Source organism: Lactobacillus equicursoris DSM 19284 = JCM 14600 = CIP 110162, assembly GCF_001434815.1.
GTDB lineage: Bacteria > Bacillota > Bacilli > Lactobacillales > Lactobacillaceae > Lactobacillus > Lactobacillus equicursoris.
The window spans coordinates 21,770-43,429 of record NZ_AZDU01000013.1; the positions used below are offsets into that span (position 1 = coordinate 21,770).

General features: G+C 48.9%; 21 protein-coding genes. All 21 read left to right on the forward strand.

Features of this window, described 5'->3' with window-relative positions:
• Window position 1: 1 nt before the first annotated feature.
• The 21 genes from mraY to FC20_RS03995 all read left to right on the forward strand — a co-directional run bounded on the left by mraY (window position 2) and on the right by FC20_RS03995 (window position 21,590).
• Window positions 2-961: a phospho-N-acetylmuramoyl-pentapeptide-transferase gene (gene mraY, locus FC20_RS03895; protein WP_008461152.1), complete on the forward strand. Its 960-nt coding sequence runs from the start codon at window positions 2-4 to the stop codon at window positions 959-961.
• A 6-nt stretch (window positions 962-967) separates the two neighbouring features.
• On the forward strand, window positions 968-2,350 hold the full coding sequence (murD, locus tag FC20_RS03900) for a UDP-N-acetylmuramoyl-L-alanine--D-glutamate ligase (protein ID WP_008461153.1): 1,383 nt from the start codon (window positions 968-970) through the stop codon (window positions 2,348-2,350).
• A 1-nt stretch (window position 2,351) separates the two neighbouring features.
• Complete coding sequence (gene murG / locus FC20_RS03905) at window positions 2,352-3,464, forward strand: undecaprenyldiphospho-muramoylpentapeptide beta-N-acetylglucosaminyltransferase (RefSeq protein ID WP_008461155.1); 1,113 nt, start codon at window positions 2,352-2,354, stop codon at window positions 3,462-3,464.
• A gap of 38 nt (window positions 3,465-3,502) precedes the next feature.
• The gene (locus FC20_RS03910) at window positions 3,503-4,345 is read left to right on the forward strand and encodes a cell division protein FtsQ/DivIB (protein ID WP_008461157.1); all 843 of its coding nucleotides are present in this window, start codon (window positions 3,503-3,505) and stop codon (window positions 4,343-4,345) included.
• A 57-nt stretch (window positions 4,346-4,402) separates the two neighbouring features.
• Window positions 4,403-5,791, forward strand: coding sequence for a cell division protein FtsA (ftsA, locus tag FC20_RS03915; RefSeq protein ID WP_008461159.1), 1,389 nt, complete (start codon window positions 4,403-4,405; stop codon window positions 5,789-5,791).
• A 14-nt stretch (window positions 5,792-5,805) separates the two neighbouring features.
• A complete protein-coding gene (gene ftsZ, locus FC20_RS03920) occupies window positions 5,806-7,146 on the forward strand; it encodes a cell division protein FtsZ (RefSeq protein WP_008461161.1) in 1,341 nt (446 codons plus the stop codon).
• A 15-nt stretch (window positions 7,147-7,161) separates the two neighbouring features.
• On the forward strand, window positions 7,162-7,608 hold the full coding sequence (locus FC20_RS03925; protein ID WP_008461163.1) for a cell division protein SepF: 447 nt from the start codon (window positions 7,162-7,164) through the stop codon (window positions 7,606-7,608).
• Window positions 7,608-7,910: a YggT family protein gene (locus FC20_RS03930; protein WP_008461165.1), complete on the forward strand. Its 303-nt coding sequence runs from the start codon at window positions 7,608-7,610 to the stop codon at window positions 7,908-7,910. The genes FC20_RS03925 and FC20_RS03930 overlap by 1 nt, the downstream gene beginning before the upstream one ends.
• Complete coding sequence (locus FC20_RS03935; protein ID WP_009558495.1) at window positions 7,910-8,707, forward strand: YlmH family RNA-binding protein; 798 nt, start codon at window positions 7,910-7,912, stop codon at window positions 8,705-8,707. Before FC20_RS03930 ends, FC20_RS03935 begins: the two co-directional genes overlap by 1 nt.
• A gap of 317 nt (window positions 8,708-9,024) precedes the next feature.
• On the forward strand, window positions 9,025-11,820 hold the full coding sequence (gene ileS, locus FC20_RS03940; RefSeq protein WP_008461169.1) for an isoleucine--tRNA ligase: 2,796 nt from the start codon (window positions 9,025-9,027) through the stop codon (window positions 11,818-11,820).
• On the forward strand, window positions 11,820-12,029 hold the full coding sequence (locus tag FC20_RS03945; protein ID WP_008461171.1) for a cold-shock protein: 210 nt from the start codon (window positions 11,820-11,822) through the stop codon (window positions 12,027-12,029). The genes ileS and FC20_RS03945 overlap by 1 nt, the downstream gene beginning before the upstream one ends.
• Window positions 12,030-12,044: 15 nt before the next feature.
• Window positions 12,045-12,602 carry an NUDIX hydrolase gene (locus tag FC20_RS03950; protein ID WP_008461172.1) on the forward strand — a complete coding sequence of 186 codons (558 nt, stop codon included), beginning with the start codon at window positions 12,045-12,047 and terminating at the stop codon, window positions 12,600-12,602.
• A gap of 4 nt (window positions 12,603-12,606) precedes the next feature.
• Window positions 12,607-12,849, forward strand: a complete 243-nt coding sequence (locus tag FC20_RS03955) for a hypothetical protein (protein ID WP_008461174.1) — start codon at window positions 12,607-12,609, stop codon at window positions 12,847-12,849.
• A gap of 18 nt (window positions 12,850-12,867) precedes the next feature.
• Window positions 12,868-13,566 (forward strand): 5'-methylthioadenosine/adenosylhomocysteine nucleosidase, encoded by a 699-nt coding sequence (locus tag FC20_RS03960; RefSeq protein WP_008461176.1) that lies wholly within the window; start codon window positions 12,868-12,870, stop codon window positions 13,564-13,566.
• Window positions 13,566-14,729, forward strand: coding sequence for a cysteine desulfurase family protein (locus tag FC20_RS03965; protein WP_008461177.1), 1,164 nt, complete (start codon window positions 13,566-13,568; stop codon window positions 14,727-14,729). The genes FC20_RS03960 and FC20_RS03965 overlap by 1 nt, the downstream gene beginning before the upstream one ends.
• Before the next feature lie 53 nt (window positions 14,730-14,782).
• Window positions 14,783-15,124, forward strand: coding sequence for a DUF1831 domain-containing protein (locus tag FC20_RS03970; RefSeq protein ID WP_008461179.1), 342 nt, complete (start codon window positions 14,783-14,785; stop codon window positions 15,122-15,124).
• A gap of 6 nt (window positions 15,125-15,130) precedes the next feature.
• A complete protein-coding gene (mnmA, locus tag FC20_RS03975; RefSeq protein ID WP_008461181.1) occupies window positions 15,131-16,258 on the forward strand; it encodes a tRNA 2-thiouridine(34) synthase MnmA in 1,128 nt (375 codons plus the stop codon).
• Window positions 16,259-16,348: 90 nt separating this feature from the next.
• Window positions 16,349-17,005, forward strand: a complete 657-nt coding sequence (locus FC20_RS03980) for a histidine phosphatase family protein (protein WP_008461183.1) — start codon at window positions 16,349-16,351, stop codon at window positions 17,003-17,005.
• On the forward strand, window positions 17,005-17,664 hold the full coding sequence (locus tag FC20_RS03985) for a tetratricopeptide repeat protein (protein ID WP_008461185.1): 660 nt from the start codon (window positions 17,005-17,007) through the stop codon (window positions 17,662-17,664). The genes FC20_RS03980 and FC20_RS03985 overlap by 1 nt, the downstream gene beginning before the upstream one ends.
• A gap of 24 nt (window positions 17,665-17,688) precedes the next feature.
• On the forward strand, window positions 17,689-20,079 hold the full coding sequence (gene recD2 / locus FC20_RS03990) for an SF1B family DNA helicase RecD2 (RefSeq protein WP_008461186.1): 2,391 nt from the start codon (window positions 17,689-17,691) through the stop codon (window positions 20,077-20,079).
• 164 nt (window positions 20,080-20,243) lie between these two features.
• Window positions 20,244-21,590: an FAD-dependent oxidoreductase gene (locus FC20_RS03995; RefSeq protein WP_039943636.1), complete on the forward strand. Its 1,347-nt coding sequence runs from the start codon at window positions 20,244-20,246 to the stop codon at window positions 21,588-21,590.
• Window positions 21,591-21,660 lie beyond the last annotated feature (70 nt).

The window sequence follows — 21,660 nt, forward strand, 5'->3', positions numbered from 1 at the left end:
GATGCAAGCAAGTTTAATTGCTTTTACGATTTCATTGGTACTAAGTGCCTTATTTTTGCCATGGCTGATCATGTGGATGCACAGCCACGATGAGGGCCAGCAGATCAGAGACGAAGGGCCAAAGTGGCATGAGAAGAAGTCAGGGACGCCAACTATGGGCGGGACGGTCTTCGTTTTGGCAGCTGCGGTTGCCACGGTTGCCGTTTGCGCTTTTAAGGGGATGATCAATAACACCGTTTGGATCTTGTTGATCGCTCTGCTAGGCTACGGCATTATTGGTTTCCTCGATGATGGCTTGAAGCTCTTTTTCAAGCGCAACCTGGGTTTGCGGGCTTGGCAAAAGATGGCTCTGCAGCTGCTGGTTGCAGCCTTGATCGTCATCTTAGCGGCAAATGATCACTTTGACTTCGCCTTGTACATTCCTTTTGCCGGTGTCGTTCACAATATCGTGCTCTTTGTCTTGTTCGAAGTTTTCTGGCTGGTTGGCTTCTCTAACGCCGTTAACCTGTCAGACGGCCTGGACGGTCTGGCAACGGGTCTGTCATTTATTGCCTATGGTACCTATGCCTGGCTGGCCATGAAGAGCCAAAACTACCAGGTAATGGTCTTTTGTATGGCGGTTATGGGCGGTCTTATCGCCTTCTTCATGTTCAACCACAAGCCAGCAAAGATCTTCATGGGCGATGCAGGTTCTTTGGCTTTAGGCGGTGGTTTAGCTGCGGTCAGCCTCTTTTTAGGCCGGCCATGGTCACTCTTATTAATTGGTATTGTCTTTGTATGTGAGACAGCCAGCGTTATTTTGCAGGTCATTTCCTTCCAAACCACTGGCAAGCGCATCTTTAAGATGACGCCAATCCACCACCACTTTGAAATGCTGGGCTGGTCGGAATGGAAAGTTGATATCGTCTTTTGGCTGGTTGGCTTAGCCGGAAGCGTTTGTTATTTGTTGATCTGGGGGTAAATAACGTTGAAAGAAATTGATACCTATACTGGTAAAAATATTTTGGTTTTAGGCCTTGGCCGGAGCGGTTTTGCGGTCAGCAAGCTGCTCTTAAAGCTGGGCGCTAAGCTGACTTTAAACGACAAGGCCGACCTTGCTGACAATGCTAAGGCTGCTGAACTGGAAAAAATGGGCGTCAGAGTCATTGGCGGCTATCACCCAACCGAAATTTTTGACGAAGAGCACTTTGACTACTTGGTTAAAAATCCCGGCATCCCTTACGAAAATCCGATGGTCGCTAAGGCAATGGCGAAAAAGATTCCGGTAATTACGGAACCAGAAGTTGCCTTGAGCACCAGCGAAGCGCCTTATGTCTGCGTCACCGGCTCAAACGGCAAGACCACGACCGTGATGCTGACGCAAATGATCATGGACCACTATCTGCAGCAAAAGGGTCACCATGCCTACGCTGTCGGCAACATCGGCTGGCCAATTTCAGAAGTGGTTTTGGACCAAGCAGGCCCAGACGACCTTTTGGTAGTGGAAATGTCTAGCTTCCAGCTGATGGGCGTGACTGACATTAAGCCGAAGGTCGCAGCCATCGTTGACATCTACAACAACGTTCACCTGGATTACCACAAGACTTTTGACAATTACGTTGATGCCAAGCTCAACATCGGCCGCTTCCAAGACCAAAACGACTACTTCTTGGCCAACTTTGACCAAAAGGACATTTTGGCTAAGGAAGAAAAGGCAACTAAGGCTAAGATCCTCACCTTTAGCGAAGAAGATGCCAATGCCGACTTTTACGTTGGCCAAGACTACTTGATGCACGGCGATGAAGCGATGATGAAGATTGCTGATATCAAGCTGCCAGGGATGCACAACCTGCAAAACTCCCTGGTTGCCATCGGTATCTCTACCTTGTTGGGTGCCGGCAAAGACGATATCTATGCCGTCTTGTCCACCTTTACAGGGGCTGAGCACCGTCTGCAATACGTCACCGAATTAAATGGTGCTAAGGTTTATAACGACTCTAAGTCTACCAACATTGAAGCAGCGTCTGTTGCTATTCCGGCCTTTAAGGAGCCAGAAGTCCTCCTTTGCGGGGGACTGGACCGGGGCTTTGTCTTTGACGACTTGATTGACCTCTTTAAAAAGCATGTCAAGGCGATCGTCACCTACGGTGAAACTCGCTACTTGCTTGCTGATGCTGCGAGAAAAGCTGGCATAAAGACCATCGTTGTCGTCGACAACTTAAAAGCAGGGGTGGATGCAGCTGCCAAGCTCTTAGAGCCAGGCGACGTCTTCTTGTTCTCACCAGCTTGTGCTTCATGGGACCAATTCAAGACCTTTGAAGAACGCGGTGAAAAATTTGTTAAGTATGTACAGAAACTGAAAGAAAAGTAAAATGAGAGTTATTTTTTCCGGTGGCGGCACGGGCGGCCACATTTATCCCATCATGGCCTTGATCGAACGCTTGAAAGAAGAAGGCATTTCTACTAACGACGAAATCCTTTTTGTCGGCACGCAAAAGGGGCTTGAATCCAAGATCGTCCCAGCAGCTGGCGTCAACTTTGCAACCATTGAAATTCAAGGCTTTGACCGCAAGCACCCAATGAAGAACTTCAAGACGATCAGTCTGTTCTTAAAGGCTACCAAGCGTGCGCGGCAAATCTTGACTGACTTTAAACCAGACGTTGTTTTGGGGACTGGCGGCTACGTCAGCGGCGCCATCGTTTATGAAGCCAGCAAGATGCACATCCCAACCATGATCCACGAATCAAACTCCGTGGTTGGGGTGGCCAACAAGTTCCTCGGCCACTACGTGGACAAGATTTGCTACAGCTTCGATGATGCAGCTAAGGAATTCCCTGAGAAAAAGAAGCTGGTCAAGACTGGCAATCCGCGCTCTCAGCAGGTCTTGAGCTTGAACGCCAAGCCGGTTGACTTAGAAGGCGAAATGGGCCTAAATCCGCAAATCCCAACGGTCTTGGTCTTTGGCGGCTCACGCGGGGCCCTGGCCATCAACCGGGTCATGCTGAAGAGCTTGATGGAACTCAAGAAAAAGCCGTATCAAGTTATCTGGGCAACCGGGACTTACTACTATAAGGCCATTGAAAAGAAGCTGGCTGACGTTGACTATGGCACTTCCATCAAGGTTGTGCCATACATTGCCAACATGCCAGGCCTGCTACCAGAAATGACCTGCGTTGTTTCCCGGTCTGGGGCAACTAGCTTGGCTGAATTTACGGCTTTGGGCGTCCCGGTTATTTTGATTCCAAGTCCAAACGTCACCCACAACCACCAAATGAAGAATGCCATGGACCTGGAAAAGGCTGGCGCGGCCTTGGTGATTGCCGAAGACGACTTAAACGAAAATACCTTTGTCTCATCCATTGACCACTTGCTACTGGACACGACTTATGCCGACAAGATGAGCAAGGCTTCTAAGGCCTTGGGCGTGCCTGATGCTTCAGACCAAGTCATCCAAGTGATGCAGGAAATTGCCAAAAAGAATTAGAAAACAATTTTTTAGAGAACATAAAGGAGGCTGAGAAGATGGCTCGTAAGCGAATTACCAAGAAAGACCCTCAAGAAGAGCTTTCTAAATTTTTAAACCATGAACCGAATCACCAGGGCCAGCACAAGCTGTCCAATCAGCTTCCCTCCTTGCAAAAAGAGCGGCGGCGCAGTCTCTTGATTCGCCTGGGCTCAATCATCGCCTTTTGCGCAGTGATGATCGCCTTTTTAGGCTACTATGTTTCGCCTTTAGCCGATGTGTCCACGGTCAAGGTGAGCGGGGCAGATGACCTAAGCGCCAAAAACTTGGTCGAATCCGCCCAGATCAAGGCCAGTGAAAAGGTGGTTGATGTCTTGCAGAAGCAAAAGACCATCAGCAAGAAGCTGTCTCAGCTTTATCCAGAAGTACAGTCAGTCTCATTTTCACTTGAAGACTTCAATACCGTGGCTTTCAAGGTTCAGGAAAGAGGCATCATCGGCTACATCAAAGACGGCACTAGCTACCGCAAGATCTTGACCGATGGGCGCCTAGGCACTAAGCGCCTCACTTGGAGCGAGATTGACCACGATAAGCCGCTCTTTATCGGTTATAGCAAGAAAGTTTCTTTGAAAAAGAATCTGAAGATTTTCAATTCTTTCCCTGACTACTTTAAAAAGCAAGTGAAGATGCTGTCTGGCAACACCCGCCGCAAGACTCAGATCATCATGGTCATGAAAGATGGCAACGTGATCATCGGCAATACGGCAACTATCAAATCTAAGGTCAAGTACTATAATTCAATTAAGCAGGACTTGACGACTAGCAGCGTCGTGGATTTAGAGGTTGGTGCCTTTACCAGACCCCTGACTAGTGCAGAAAAAAAGGCATATGGCTTGTCTTAGCTTTATATTTTTTAAGCCTTATGATATATTTAAGTAATAGTATTGGAGGAATAGACCTTGGATAATTCAACTTTACTGGTTGGCTTGGACATTGGGACCACAAGCGTCAAAGTTGTTGTCGCCGACGCTGGGCAGCAGGGGCTGCAGGTTTATGGAGCCGTGGCCAGCCCAACCAAGGGGATGCGGCATGGCAAGATCGTTGACATTGACCAAGTCGCAGAATCTGTAAAAAATGCGCTCAAGCAAGCTGGCGAAAAGACCAGCAGCCATATTTTCCGTGTGGTAACTTCTTTGCCGATCAGCATGCTGCAGCTAGAAGCAACTACTGGCATGATCAATATTTCTGACCAAGGCCGGGAAGTAACCGACCAAGACGTGAGACACGTCATGCAGGCAGCGATCAGTTCTGTTAAAAAGAAGGACCGGCAAGCAGTTTCCTTTTTCCCGAACCGCTTTTTGATCGACGGGGAAAAAGACGTTGACGATCCCCGGACGATGATCGCCCGGTCATTGCTGGTGCAAGGGATCGTGATGACGGCACCAGCCAGCGAGATTCACAACATCAATACTGCTTTGGCCCATGCCGGCATCAGCAACAATTTTTTTGTGCCAGCACCAATGGCCGTCTCTAGCGTAGCCTTGGACGAGGCAGAGAGAACCTTTGGGGCGATCTTGCTGGACCTGGGCGGCGGCAGCACGACGGCAACGGTCATCAAGGATGGGCAGATTCGCTACGCTACGGTTGACTTAAGAGGGGCTGTCGACATTACCCATGACATCTCCGTGGTGCTTTCAACGACCATGAGCGATGCTGAAGCCTTGAAGCGGGACTACGGTTATGCTGATCCAGAGCTAGCTTCAGAAAATGAAAAGTTTTCTGTAAAAGCCGTTGGCCAAGATCAAAACAACCTGGTCAGCGAAAAGTACCTGAGCGAAATCATTTTTGCCCGTCTGCAGCAGATCCTCAAGCACGTTGGCAAGGGCCTGTATAAGCATGGCGCCTTGGGCCTGCCAGCTGGCTTTATCATTACTGGCGGGAGCGCGCTTTTGCAGGGGATTGATGGCTTGGTAGCAGAAGACTACGATGTCAAAGCCAAGATCTACCAGCCTGCCCAAATTGGTCTGCGCAATCCGATCTATTCGGTTGCTTACGGCCTAGTTGCCTACGCCAGCGATTTAAGCGATATTGGCTACATTGCAAACACGGTTATTTATGATAATCAGGCTTTTGCAACCAATGAAGCGACTAGATCGTCAAGCAATAATCAAAAAAATCTTAAAAGAGCTGTCCGGACTGATGAAAAGGATCGGGATTTAGCTTATAATAATACTAAGCATGATGGGTTTGAAGACGCTCAAGAACTAGCAGACCCAGAAGAAAATAATAAAGAAAGCAAAAACAAAGACAAAGGCTTAGCTGCATTTTTCAGAAAGTTCTTTGATTAAGGGTGGTAGAGTAGATGGATTTTACTTTTGATTCAGATGACAACAACAACGCAGTTATCAAGGTAATTGGCGTTGGTGGCGCGGGCGGCAACGCGGTTAACCGGATGATTGAAGATGGCGTTCAAGGCGTTTCTTTCATCGCGGCTAACACTGACGTCCAAGCCTTAAACAGCAACAAGGCTGAAGTTAAGATTCAGCTGGGGCCAAAGTTGACCCGGGGTCTGGGAGCAGGCTCTCATCCAGAAACCGGACAAAAAGCTGCTGAAGAAAGCGAAGAAACGATCGAAGACGCATTAAAGGGCGCTGACATGATCTTCATTACGGCCGGCATGGGCGGCGGTACTGGTACTGGTGCTGCGCCAGTGATCGCCAAGATCGCCCGGGAAACCGGCGCCTTGACGGTTGGGGTCGTTACCCGCCCATTCAGCTTTGAAGGGCCAAAGCGGTCAAAGAATGCCGCTGAAGGGATTGCCAAGTTGAAGCAATACGTTGACACCTTGGTTATCGTTGCCAACAACCGCTTGCTGGAAATCGTTGACAAGAAGACTCCGATGATGGAAGCCTTCAAGGAAGCCGACAATGTCCTCAAGCAAGGTGTTCAAGGCATTTCCGACTTGATCACTTCTAACGACTACGTGAACTTGGACTTTGCCGACGTGAAGACGGTCATGGAAAACCAAGGTGCTGCCTTGATGGGGATCGGCCGGGCCAGCGGCGAAAACCGCTCAGCCGAAGCTACCAAGATGGCGATTTCTTCACCACTTTTGGAAGTTTCCATCGATGGGGCAAAGCAAGTCTTGCTCAACATCACTGGTGGCCCAGACTTGACCTTGTTTGAAGCTCAAGATGCCTCAGATATCGTGAAGAGCGCAGCTGGCGATGACGTGAACATCATCTTCGGTACGGCCATCAACCCTAACCTGGGCGACGAAGTCGTAGTAACGGTAATCGCTACTGGGATTGACTCAGCTGCTGAAGAAGAAGCATCCAGTCAATTGCCAGGGCGCGGTCACCAAGTTTCAGCTTCTCGCGAAAAGGCCCCAGCTCCTAAGATTTTAGAAGAAAAGCCACAAGTTCAAGAAGCAGCTGAACCCGTTAAGGAAGAAGCTAAAGAAGAAGTCAAGGAAGAAAAGCCAGCCAGCATGATGGACCCAACCAGCGTTTGGGGCTTGAACGATGATGACTATTCTAGACGGCAAAGCTCTAAGGCTGAAAAGCAGGCCCAAGAGCAAGAATCAGCACCATTTGCGGCTGACCAAAGCAACATGATTTCTCAAATTGACATCAGCACTGATGACGACGATGACGATGATGATGACGACATCCCATTCTTTAAGCATCGCCGTGACCGCTAAGGAGGCGACTAAATAATGAGCAGCAACAAGCTTAAGGACTTTTTCGGCTTTGGCGACAGTGAAAGCTACGAAGAAGACACTTACGAAGACCAAATGATGGATGACCAAGTGGATAGCACTGCATACATGCGCAGCAATACGCGTGAAAACAATGTCGTTTCCATTAAGTCTGGTCAGGTTAACGCTGGCCCAAGCAAGATTGTCTTGTACGAGCCAAGAGTATATTCTGATGCTAAGGAAGTAGCCCAGAACTTGCTCAACCAAAAGGCGATTATCATCAACTTCTCCCGGATGGACGATGCGTCTGCCCGCCGGGTGGTTGACTTTATCACCGGGACCGTTTACGCCTTGAATGGCGAAATTCAACGCGTTGGCGACAAAATTTTCTTGGCCACTCCACCAAAGTTTGAAACGGACGGCAAGATTACCGAATTGCTGGATAAGAAAGATACTTTAGGTTAATGATGAGTTTTTTACTGATCCTGTACCGCCTGCTCAATTTTATTTGTGAGGCCTACAGTTTATTAATCGTCATCGACGCCTTCATGTCTTGGATTCCGGGCGTAAGACAATCACAAATTGGTCAATGGATCGACCGCTTGGTCAACCCCTTTATCAACTTGTTCCGGCAAGGACCAGTTCTGCGCTTGATCTACTCCACTGGAATTGACATTTCACCGATGATTGCTTTGTTTGTTATCTATTTCATCCAAAGCGTGGCACTAGGCTGGCTTTTTAACATCTTAGCAAGGATCTTTGCATGATGGAGAAAAAACAAGCTAGCAGCTTTTACCCTTATTTTGAACAAGAAGAAAGACCAACAATTGACTATTTTGTTGGTCTTTTTAATCGGGTTCTTTACCAGGGTGAACCAGTCTTAACCGACTTCTTGGATCCCCGCAAAAGGCAGATTTTACAAGCAGTTGCTGGCGGCGAAATCATGCTGGATGAATATGGCGGCTATGATGAAGCAGAGAAAAAGCGGGTTTATTTGACTAGTGACTGGCTGCCCTTGCCCAAAAAAGAATTTGGCGTTTCTTTACTGGAAATTTCTTATCCGCAAAAGTTTGCCCAGCTAAGGCACAGCCAAATCCTGGGCAGCTTGGCCAATTCCGGCGTCAAAACCGAGACCTTTGGCGATATCGTGACTGATGGCCAGGGCCGCTGGCAATTTTTTGCAGAAAAAGAATTAGTGCCTTTTTTCAGCGAAAATATCTACCGGATGGGGCCGGTCAAGGTGAAGTTGGAAGAAGTGGAAATGCGGGACCTCCTGGCCATTGAAGATGGGTCAAAGGCTCTTGACGGGGTTGCGGCATCTCTCCGCTTAGATGCGGTTTTAGCGGCTTTAAGCGGCAAATCTAGGACCCAGCTCAAGCAGGCTCTAGAAGCTGGAGAAGTTCGCCTTAACTGGCATCCGGAAACGAAGGCGGAAAAAGAAGTGCAGATTGGTGACCTGGTCAGCCTGCGCCATTTTGGCCGGGTGAAGATCTTATCAATTTATCCGACCAAGAAGGGACGTTTTCACCTTGAAGGACAATTTTGGCCCGCAAAAAGGCAATAATCATTTGACATGCCTGAGTTAATGGCTTAAACTCTTTTAATGTAGATAAAAGTTTTCTCATTACTTTTTATCTATTGCATAATTTTGATTAATAAACTCAGACTGACAGTCAAGCTTGAAGGCGAATCTAGCGAGTTAATGATGGTGGAAGATTAACAAAAGGCCTGAAAGCGATCAGCTGCCAATTGGTCTGACCGGCAGCTGACCCGATAAGTTGGCAATAAGTGGGGTCTAGCAATAGGCTCAATTTAGGTGGTACCACGAGAATCTCGTCCTATTCAGGATGAGATTTTTTGTTTTATCGAAAGGATTTTTATATGCGAGTTAAAGATACGCTGAATCTTGGCAAGACCAAGTTCCCAATGCGCGGCAACCTGCCAAAGCGGGAAGCGGAATGGGAAAAGAACTGGGAAGATCAGAAGTTTTACCAAAGAAGACTGAAGCTGAATGAAGGTCATGAAAGATTTGACCTTCACGATGGCCCGCCATTTGCCAACGGCAACATCCACATGGGTCACGCCTTGAACAAGATTACTAAGGACATTATCATCAGAAGCAAGAACATGGCAGGCTTCTACGCTCCTTACACTCCAGGCTGGGATACTCACGGTTTGCCAATTGAGCAGCAACTGACCAAGCAAGGCGTTGACCGCAAGACCATGGACCGGGCTGCTTACCGCAAGCTGTGCTATGACTTTGCCATGAGCCAAGTAGAAAAGCAGCGGACTGACTTCAAGCGTCTGGGCGTGATTGGTGACTGGGACCACCCATACATCACCTTGCTGCCAGAGTTTGAAGCTGCAGAAATCCGCGTCTTTGGCAAGATGTTTGAAAATGGCTACATCTACCAAGGCAAGAAGCCTGTTTACTGGTCTTGGTCCAGTGAATCAACCCTGGCTGAAGCCGAAGTTGAATACCACGATATTGAATCACCATCCATTTACATCTCTTTCCCAGTTAAGGATGGCAAGGGCAAGCTGGATGAAAAGAACACTTACTTCTTGATCTGGACCACTACCCCATGGACCATTCCTTCAAACCAAGGGATCACGGTTAACCCAAAGTTTGACTACTCAGTCGTTGAAGTTGGTGACCGCCGCTACGTGGTCGGGACTGAGCGCCTGGAAGCAGTAGCGGAAATCTTGGGCTGGAGCGACTACAAGACCGTTCAGCACCTGAAGGGGACTGACCTGGAATACATGGTTGCCAAGCACCCATACCTGGAAGGCCGAGAAAGCCTTTTGATGAACGCTGTCTACGTTACTGCCGATGATGGGACTGGCCTGGTTCACACCGCTTCTGGCTTTGGTGAAGACGACTACAACACCGCTATGCGCTACGGCTTTGACGTTTTGTCCCCAATGGACAACAAGGGCTGCTTCACCGAAGAAATCCCAGACAAGGACTTAGTTGGTAAGTTCTACACGGACACCAACGACATCGTCAAGGACAAATTGGCTGCTGCTGGCAACCTGCTGCACTACAGCACCTTTGTCCACTCTGCAGCTCATGACTGGCGGACCAAGAAGCCAGTTGTCTACCGGGCAACGACTCAGTGGTTTGCGTCAATCTCCAAGTTTAGAGACCAAATCCTGGACCAAATCGAAAAGACCGACTTCTACCCATCCTGGGGCAAGACCCGTCTTTACAACATGATCAAGGACCGGGGCGACTGGGTAATTTCCCGGCAAAGAGCTTGGGGCGTGCCATTGCCAATCTTCTACGCTGAAGACGGTACGGCAATCGTGACTCCAGAAACCATCAACCACGTCGCTGACCTCTTTGAAAGGGAAGGCTCAAACGCTTGGTTTACCCACCCAGTTGAAGACCTCCTTCCAGAAGGCTTCACTTCAGAACACTCACCAAATGGCAAGTTTACTAAGGAAACGGACATCTTGGACGTGTGGTTTGACTCAGGGACATCCTGGAGCGGCGTTCGGGCTTTGGGCTACGATGTTCAATACCCAACTTCCATGTACCTGGAAGGCAGCGACCAATACCGTGGCTGGTTCAACTCTAGTTTGATCACTAGCGTGGCCGCTAATGGGGTAGCGCCATACAAGTCAGTCTTGTCACAAGGCTTCACCCTGGACGGGCAAGGCCGGAAGATGTCTAAGTCCCTTGGCAACACCATTTCTCCTAACGATGTCATCAAGAAGATGAGTGCTGAAATTATCCGCTTGTGGGTAGCTTCAGTTGACTCCTCAGCCGACGTTGGCGTATCTATGGAAATCCTGCAGCAAGTGTCAGAAGCCTACCGGAAGATCAGAAATACCTTCCGTTACATGCTGGCCAACACCAGTGACTTTGATCCAAAGGAAAACCGGGTTGCTTTCAAGGACCTGCGCAAGATCGACCAATACCTAGAAGTTAAGTTGAATGACCTGGTAGCTGAATGCCTGGTTGACTACAAGAAGTACGACTTTGCCGATGTTTACAAGCAAGTCTTCAAGTTCATCACCAATGACTTGTCAGCCTTCTACTTAGACTTCGCTAAAGACGTCCTTTACATTGAAGCCCAAGACAGCCACGCTCGCCGCTCCATGCAAACGGTCATCTATGATGCAGCCGTTAAGCTGGCTAAGATTTTGGCTCCAATCTTGCCGCACACCATGGGCGAAGTTTGGGAATACCTCAAGGAAGCCGAAGATGACGTTTACCTGTCAAACTTCCCAGAAATCGAAGACTATGATGGTCAAGACGAATTGAAGGAAGACTGGCACGCCTTCATGAAGGTGCGCGATGACGTTTTGAAGGCTCTGGAAAAGGCCCGTGACCAAAAGCTGATTGGTAAGTCCTTTGAAGCTGAAGTAACGGTTTACCCAGACGAAGAAAGCCAAGCAGCACTTGATAAGCTTGCTGGTGAAGACTTCCGGGAAATCTTGATCGTTTCCCAGCTCAAGTTCGGCCAAGGCCCAGTTCCTGCAGATGCTGACAAGTTTGACCACGCAAGCGTTGTTGTCCGTCACGCCGAAGGTGAAGTTTGTCCTCGCTGCCGGATGATCAGAACTGACATTGGCGCTGACAATCGCCTGCCAGAATTGTGTGGCCGCTGCGCAAGCGTAGTAGCACTGGATCACCCCGAAGCACTTGAAGAAGGTCTGGAAAAGTAATGAGAACCGGTATTGTCAAACAGTTTGATGATAAAGCCAGTTTTGGCTTTATCGAAGACGATCTAAACCACAAATCATATTTTGTCTTTTATACCGCCATCAAGGAGGAGGGCTATAAGAGGCTGGAAGTTGGCCAAAGGGTAAGATACCAGCTTGCCCAAGGTAAGAACGGCTTGCAGTGCATTAACGTTTACTTGGCCAAAGACTAAGCAAAGGAATGACGTATGGATTTAAAAGAAACTGAAATTTCATCAAAGGAAGCTTTTCGCGGCAATTTTATCAGCGTCAGCGTTGAAACCGTGAATCTGCCTAACGGCAAGACCGCTTCCCGAGAGCTGGTTGACCACCGGCCAGCCGCTGCCGCCATCTGCATCAACAATGAAAAAAAGATGCTCTTGGTTACCCAGTGGCGTGAAGCCGTAAAGCAATTGACTCTAGAAATTCCAGCTGGAATGATTGATGTCACCGACGTGAGTCCCTTGGATGCAATGAAGCGGGAGTTAAATGAAGAAGGGGGCCTTAAAGCCGAATACTGGGAAAAGGTCTCCGAATTCTACACTTCACCAGGATTTAGTAATGAAAAGCTTTACCTTTACTACTGTGACACCCTAAGCCAAGTTGAAAACAAGCTGGCTTTGGATGATGACGAATTTTTGACAGCAGACTGGTATAGCTTAGAAGAATTAAAGAACCTGTTAACAGAGGGCAAAATAGTTGATGCTAAGACCATTTATGCTATTTCCGTATGGGAAAACATGCTGCTGACCGGTTCACAAGGTTAGAGTTATGACAGAAAAACGTTCCGATTACAGACGCCGCCAGGCGCAACAAGAGAATACTCAGGAAGCAGCTGATTCAGCTGCTTTTCCTGCTTCTAAGAGAAAAGATACGAGAAGACCGCAAGAGCCTGGTTTAGCCGAATCTCCAGCAGAGTACAAGACAAAAATCCTGAAAAGAAGGCTAAACTTTGCTATTCTAATTGTGTGTCTGTTGATTATCCTAGTTTGGGTAATCTTATTGAAATTTTAATTGAATTGAGGATAAGCGATGAAAATTGCAATCGTTGTACCAATGGCTGAAGAAGCCGAATTTTATCACCAGTACTTTTCCTCAGGCAAGAAAGAAATGTTCGGTTCGACAGAATTCGAACATTTTTCCGTTCAAGGAAACGATCTTTACCTGGGCTTAACCGGGATTGGCAAGGTGCAGGCAGCGATGAACCTGACCAGCCTCTTGGCCAAAGAAAAAATTGACCTCGTAATCATGACGGGTTCAGCTGGCTCACTCAATGCCAAGGTTCGCAAAGAAGACTTGGTCTTGCCTACAGAATTTGCCTACCACGATGCCCACAACACCTCAGCTGGCAACTATGTGGAAGGGCAAATTCCGCAAGAGCCTGCCCGCTTTGTGCTAGATTCCCCAGCTCGGGACCAGTTCAAGGCATTTTTGGACCAAAAGGGCATTCAGTATCACCAAGGCCTAGTGGTGACTGGCGACTCCTTTATCTCTTCTCAGGCGCAAAAAGACGAAATCATCAAGAACTTCCCAGATGCCCTGTGCTGTGAAATGGAAGGGGCAGCCTTTGCCCAAGTGGCCTACCACTTTAACGTGCCCCTGATTGCCTTAAGAGCTATTTCTGACAACGGCGATGAAAATGCGGATGATGACTTTGCTGCCTTTGTCAAAAAGGTGGGGGCCAAGGCTGCCGACATGATCGTCAATTTCTTGCAGGAGAGTGAGTTTTAATGGAGCAGATTTATTTGGACAATGCGGCGACGACTCCTATGTCGCCAGCCGTCATTGACTTGATTAGCGATGAGATGAAGAATGACTTTGGCAATGCCTCAAGCACCCACGGCTTTGGCCGCAAGGCCCGCAACGTGGTCGAAAGTGCCCGTCATACCATTGCTCAAGCCATTAACGCCAAGGACCAGGAAATCATCTTTACCTCTGGTGGTTCAGAAAGCAACAATAATGTCATTTTTGGCGTGGCCGAACTGAGAAAAGACATCGGCAAGCACCTGATCACGACCAAGATTGAGCACGAGTCCGTTTTGCGGTCCATGCAAAAACTGGAAAGCCAAGGCTACAGCGTTACTTATCTGGACGTTGACCGGGATGGCCGCATCTCTTTAGATGACTTAAAACAAGCCCTGACGCCTGATACCATCTTGGTTTCAGTCATGGCCGTCAATAACGAAGTTGGCACCGTTAACCCGCTGAAGGAAATCGGTGAGATGGTCGCTGAGACTAACGCCTACTTCCATGTGGACGCTGTGCAGGGTCTTGGCAATATTGACCTGGACGTGCAAGATATGAAGATTGACTTTATGTCCACTTCGGCCCACAAGATCAATGGGCCAAAGTTCTTAGGCTTTTTGTACGAAAGAGACGGCATCCGCCTGCCAAACCTGATTTACGGCGGTGACCAGGAACTGAAGCGGCGGGCTGGTACGGAAAACGTGCCCGGCATCGCCGGCTTTGGCCTGGCTGTAGAGGAAACCCAAGAAGTTTCTAAGGCAGAATTGCAGGAAAAGTACACCAACTTCCAAAAGCTGGTCTTAGACCGCTTAGACCAAGCTGGCATTGACTACGAAGTCAACAGCCCCTTGACTGGTCTGGTTTCTCACCACGTCTTGAACTTACGGATCAAGGGCGCTTCCACTTACCTCTTGATCGCCAACTTGGACCTTGCTGGCTTTGCCATTTCTGGCGGATCCGCATGTACGGCCGGGAGCTTGACTCCATCTCATGTCTTGACTGCCATGTTTGGACCAGACTCTCCGCGGATTTCGGAGTCAATCAGAGTCTCCTTTGGCCGCTACAACACGGCCGAAGAGGTGGCTGCCTTTGCGGATGCCTTGATCAAGGTGGCCAAGAGAATGCAAGAAAAGAAGACGCAAGACTAAATTCTTGCTTTTTTTAGAAAAATACTTACAATTAATAAGCGAGGTTTTACTTTATGGCTAATACTGTGACAATCAATGGCGATCAAAGAAAGTTTGTTTTGAACCCAGACGTGAAGCTTTATGCCTTGATCGATGCCGGTTTTCAAAAGACGGCTCGGGGCAACTTCGTCTACGAACACCCACTTTACAATGAATCTCCATACAACGCGACGACCAAGCTGAAGATGACGGTTAAGAGCGATTTGAGTCACCTCACCATGGTCGTTACGGATCCAAGCGGTTTGCAAAAAGTAAATATTTTCAAAAATAAGCAGCTGGCTCCAACGGTGGAACTTTTAAACTACATTTTGAAGGACCTGGAGGAGCGCAAGATTTTATCTGAAGTGAAGGATTGATTTTTAATGGTTGACAAGAGCAAGATCAGGGTCGTTGTCGGCATGAGCGGGGGCGTCGACTCATCAGTCGCAGCCTTGCTCTTAAAGAGACAAGGCTATGACGTGGTCGGCGTCTTTATGAAGAACTGGGATGATACCCGGGATGATGGCATTTGTACGGCAACGGAAGACTTTGAAGATGTCAAAAAGGTTGCTGACAAGATCGGCATTCCTTACTACTCCATCAACTTTGAAAAAGAATACTGGGAGAGAGTTTTTCAGTACTTTTTGAAGGAATACAAGGCTGGCAGAACGCCAAACCCAGACATCATGTGCAACACCGAAATCAAGTTTAAGTCCTTCTTGGACTACGCCATGAACTTGGATGCTGACTACCTGGCCATGGGCCACTATGCCAAGACCATGGTGGATGACCAAGGCGTCACCCACATGATGCGGCCAAAGGACGGCAACAAGGACCAGACCTACTTCTTGAGTCAACTGAGCCAAGAACAGATCAAGAAGGTGATGTTCCCATTGCAAGACTTGACCAAGCCAGAAGTGCGGCAAATTGCTGAAGAAGCTGGTTTGGCAACGGCCAAGAAGAAGGATTCAACTGGGATCTGCTTCATCGGTGAGCGGAACTTCAAGCACTTCTTAAGCGAATTTTTGCCAGCCCAAGCCGGTGACATGGTGACCCCAGATGGGCAAGTCGTAGGCCACCACGCCGGACTTATGTACTACACCATCGGCCAAAGACAGGGGCTGGGTCTGGGCTCAACCAAGGAATCTACCGCTCCATGGTTTGTGGTTGGCAAGGACCTGTCCAAGAACCAATTGATCGTGGAACAAGGCTATGACAGTCCGCTTTTATACGCTGACCGCCTGGTAGCATCTGGCATGACCTTCTTTACCGGCAACCCCGACCACGATGTGGAATTTAAGGCAACGGCTAAGTTCCGCTACCGCCAATGCGACGTCGGCGTATACGTTAAGTACCACGCAGCCACTAAGACGGCTGACGTTTACTTTGATGAACCAGCTAGAGCGGTAACGCCAGGTCAGGCTTTGGTCCTGTATAACGGCGAAGAGTGTCTGGGCGGAGGCAACATTGATGCTGCTTGGAAGGAAGCCCGGCAGCTGCAATTAGTTTAATATCTGCTTTTTAGCAAGGCTGAGTCAATTTGACTCGGCCTTTTTTTGCTATAATGAAGAAGACAGTTTACGAAGAGGCGAAAATAATTTATGGAGATTTATTTTATCAGACATGGCAAGACCGAATGGAATCTGGAACAACGCTTTCAAGGGGGGCAAGGCGACTCCAAGCTCTTAAAGAGCAGCTGGGAGGACATTGAAAAAATGGGCCACTACCTGCGCGGGACCCACTTTCAAGCCGTTTATTCCAGTCCCTTGGAAAGGGCCAGACAGACTGCTCAGGGCGTTGCTGATGCAGCCCAGTGCCGCCTGCCCATCCACTTAGATGAACGCCTGCGGGAAATGAATTTGGGGCAACTGGAAGGGATGAAGTATGCTGATGCAGAAAAGCTTTTTCCAGCAGAAATCGACAACTTTTGGCACCACCCAGAAAAATACGATGCAGCTGTAGTTGGTGGGGAGAGCTACCAAAGCGCCATGGAAAGAGGCCTCTCTTTTGGCCAGGAAATGGCGGAAAAATACCCTAAAGACAGCGACAAGATCTTGGTAGTCAGCCACGGCGCTGTTTTATCTGCCATCATGGGGGCGCTGCTTGGCTATGACCTGTCTCATTTAAGGCAAAACGGCGTAATCTACAATACCAGCCTAACCATTTTGAAGAGCCGAGATGGCGGCAAGTTTGACCTGGTCAAGTGGTCAGACGTTAAGCCTCTTGGCCACCAGATGTCAGAAACGGACGGCTTATGATGAACGAAAACAAGCAAATTGATGAGCTCTACCAAGCTGGCAAGAGCAAAGAGGCAATTCACCAGTTGATTGCCTTGATTGACCAAGAGCCCAAAAATGCCAATAACTACATGCAGCTGGCCACTTATTTATTAGACCAGGGCAGCCCAGAACAAGCCCAGGAGCTTTTGGAGAAGGCTAGAGGATTAGTCGACAATCCTGGCGACCTGGACTATGACCTAGCTGTAGCTTATTATGCCAATGGTGACTTTGACAAATCTTTGGCATTGTTAAAAAACATCCCGAATGATGACTTGACTCTCTATCAAAAGGCCCTGGTTTACCTCAAAATGGGGCAGACCTCACGTGCCTTGGCCCATGCCCTGTCTATTAAAGAGCAAGGCGACAAGGTCAAAGAATTGCTTGGTGACATTTGGCTGGCACTGGGCGATCTAAAAGCAGCTGAAGGCAGCTTTTTGGCCATTCCGGAGAAAAAGCGCTCAGCTAAGGTGAATTTTTTGCTGGGGGTCAGCTGCCTTGAAGCTGACCGGGACCGGGTGGACCAATTTTTTGCCAAGGCAGAAAAAATGGATCCCAAATACTACAAGCAGGCTAAAAACCAGTACCAGTCACTGTTAAAACTGGTCAGACAAAAGCAGGGCGGGCAAGATAAGAAGTAAGAGCGAGAAGCAAGGACGTACAAGATGATGGAAATTACCGGTACTTTAAAGAGCATTATCTACCAAAATCCGCAAAACATGTATAAAATTCTGGTGATTGACCTGACTAGTCCCGTGCCAGATTACGATGACGATGAGATCAAGGTTACTGGCACCTTTGGCGACCTGGAAGAGGGGCAAGAATACCAGTTTACTGGCCAGCTGGTGACCCACCCCCGCTATGGCCTGCAGTTTCAAGCTGATGCCTGCCAAGCAGTCTTGCCAAGCGGGGACGGCAGCGTGGAAAAGTACCTGTCCTCAGACAAGTTTCCGGGCATCGGGGAAAAAACAGCCGCTAAGATCGTCCAGCAGCTGGGCCCAGACAGCTTAAAGAGCCTCCAGGCTGATCCAAGCCAGGTGGCCCAGCTTGACCTGACTCAAAAGCAAAAAGACAGCCTGCTGGCCGGCTTGAAGTCCATTGACTCATTTGACGACCTCTACTTAAAATTGGCTCCTTTTGGCGTTAATAAAAAAGTTGCGGCTAGACTCTACCAAAAGTTCCATGACCAAACCTTGCAAAAGCTCCAGGTCAATCCTTATGAGCCTCTTGACGTGACCGGCTATTCTTTTAAGATGGCTGACCAGCTGGCAAGGCATTTTGGCATCAAAATGACATCTCTTGAGCGGGCCGAAGGCAGCATCATCGCGGTCTTGCTCCAAGCGCTAGGGGCAGATGGGGAAACCTATTTAGACTTAGAGGACCTCTTAAAGCGTGCTAATGAATTAACTGACTGTCCCTTTGACCGCCTAGCCGATGGCGTCAATAGCCTGCAGGAAAAGGGGAAAGTCGTGGCTGTCAATAACCGGGCCAGCCTCAAGCAGCCTTATGAGGTTGAAAGCAATATTGTTTTTGAGATTGAGCGCCTTTTAAAGACGAAAGACAGCGATTACGAGGATGCGGAAATAAGCGAGGCCATCGAAAATGCAGAGGCTCGACTTGAGATATCCTATGACCCTGAGCAAAAGCAGTCGATCAAAAATGCGGTAACCAAGCCGGTTTCTATCTTGACCGGGGGTCCCGGCAGCGGGAAAACGACGATCATCAACGGCATCCTTTTAGCCTTAAAAGAACTAACCGGTTTTGACGAAGAGGAAGCTGAAGACAATATCCTGCTAGCCGCCCCAACTGGCCGGGCCGCCAAGCGGATGAGCGAGGTGACGGGCTACCAAGCTAGAACCATCCACCGGCTGCTTGGCCTTGGGATTGACGGGGGAGATGCTGACCTTAAAGAGCTGGAAGGCGAGATCTTGATCATTGACGAAATGTCGATGGTTGACATCTACTTGTTTGAAAAATTGCTGGAAGCCATCAAGAACGTTAAGCACGTGGTCTTCGTGGGGGACAAGGACCAGCTGCCATCGGTAGGGGCCGGCAACGTGTTTGCGGATTTAATTGCCTCAAGGACTATTCCAACTACTAAGTTGACGGTCGTTCACCGGCAAAAAGATGGCTCAACCATCATCCCGCTTGCTCACGCCGTCAACCAAGGGGCTAATCCGGAGATGCTGACGCAAAAGACCAAGAGCTACTCCTTTATTCCATGCGGTCCCCGCAATGTGGCCAGCGCAGTAGAACAGATTACCCGCGCCGCCCTCAAGAGCGGCTTTCCAGCTGACGACATCCAGGTCTTAGGTGCCATGTACCGGGGCGAGAGCGGGATTACCCACTTAAATGACGTCTTGCAGAATGTCATTAATCCGGTAAGCGAGACTAGCAAGGTCGTAGAAGCCCACCAAGAGCAGTTCCGCCTCCATGACCGGGTTCTGCAGCTGCAAAACAACCCCGAGAAGGGCATCTACAACGGGGAAATCGGTAAGGTGATTGCGGTTGAACCCGAAATGGAAGATGAGGATGACGACATCAAGCTGATCGTTAATTTTGACGGGAAGGAAGTTGCCTTAACCCAGCTGGACTTAAACAACCTGACCCGGGCTTATGCCATCACCATCCATAAGTCTCAGGGTTCAGAATTTCCGCTGGTAATCCTCTGCCTGACCATGCAGAACTACATCATGCTGAAGCGCAATCTCTTGTACACGGCCATTACCCGGGCCTCCAGCAAGCTGGTCATGGTTGGGGAAGAGCGTGCTTTTGCCCAAGCCCTGGCCGTGAAGGGCAATGAGCGGCGGACCAACCTGGTTTGGCTCTTAAAGGATCACTTTAAGCCTGAAGAAGGCAAAAAGGCAGATAAAGGGCAAGAAAATAGTGCCCCTGAAGAGAAGATTCCTGCTGTAGAAGAAAAAGCCGAAGACTACATCTTGACCGGGGCCCGGATCAGCCGGGCAGAGATTTCCCCGATGGTTGGCATGGCGGACCTGGTTCAGGGATGCAAGAATCTGGCGGAAATTGTCCGGACCAAGGGGCCGGGAGCTTAACTTAAGAAAGTTTTTGACAGAAAGATCGGTTTGACCGGTCTTTCTTTTTTATCCCAAAAAAAAATTACTTTTTGTAAGTAAAGTGCTGACAAAAAGGAAGAGATGAGGTATACTTAAACCAACTTACAAAAAGTTAGTTAAGGCTTAAGAAAGTATGTTTAAAAATGATAGAAAACGAAACAATGAAGACAGTCAAAAACATCATCATCGGTTTTGGCAAGGGGGGCAAAACTCTAGCTAAGTTCCTGGGCCAGCAAGGCGAAGAGGTTCTTTTGGTTGAAAAGTCACCCAAGATGTACGGGGGAACCTGCATCAACATCGCCTGCCTGCCGTCTAAGCGCTTGATTTTGGAAGCAGGGGTCGGGAGTGATTTTTCTGAGGCAGTAGCTGGTAAAAATGAAATGACAGCCCTTTTGCGGGAGAAAAACTACCAGATGTTGGCCCAAGAAGAGACAGTGACCGTGCTTGATGGGGCAGCCCATTTTATCGGCGAAAAAGAGATTGAAGTCACTGGCCCGGCAGGCAAGCAGAGTTTTCAAGGTGACCGGATCTTCATCAACACCGGGGCCAGCCCGGTTTTGCCGCCAGTTCCTGGCTTAAAGGAAAGCAAGAAACGGCTGGACTCCACCCAAGCCATGGATCTAAACGACCTGCCAAAAGAGCTCTTGATCCTGGGGGCCGGCTACATTGGTCTGGAATTCGCGGCCATGTTTGCCAATTTTGGCAGCCAGGTGACTGTTTTGGACCATAGCCCGGAATTTTTGCCAAGAGAAGACGATGATATCAGAGCCGCTGTCAAGGCTGACCTGGAAGCAGTTGGAGTTAAATTCATCTTAGGCGCGGATGTCGATAAAGTCGGCGATGAAGCTGATAAGGTCGTAGCCCATTACCAATTAGGCGGTGAAAAAATGCAGCTTTCAGCCGACAAAATCTTAGTCGCGGCTGGCCGGCGGGCCAACACGGCTGACCTTAATCTGACGGCAGCCGGGATTGAGACAGATGACCGGGGCAACATCAAGGTTGATGACCATTTAAGAACAAGCGCCGACCAGGTCTGGGCCTTAGGGGACGTCAAGGGTGGACCTCAATTTACCTATGTTTCTTTAGATGACTTCCGGATTGTCAAGGACCAGCTTTTTGGCGAAGGCAAGCGGAAAGTCAGTGACCGGCAAATCCTGCCGACCAGCGTCTTCATTACTCCGCCTCTGTCAGCTGTTGGCCTTAATGAAAAAGCCGCCCAAAAAGCCGGGATCAGCTATCAGCTCTTCAAGTTGCCAGTTGCCGCTATTCCAAAGGCCAAGGTAGCCAAGGACAGCCAGGGCTTCTTCAAGGCCCTGGTTGACCCGGCAAGCGGACAGATCCTGGGGGCCAGCCTGTATGGCCTGGAATCCCATGAGCTGATCAACCAAATTACCTTGGCCATGCAGGCCAAGCTGCCTTACAGCTTCCTGCGCGACCAAATCTACACCCACCCGACCATGAGCGAGGCCTTTAACGATCTCTTTAAGTAGTAAAAAATGACAAAAGGACATAAAAAAAGAACTCCGGAGAGCAATGTCATTAAGTTAAGGCATTGACTTT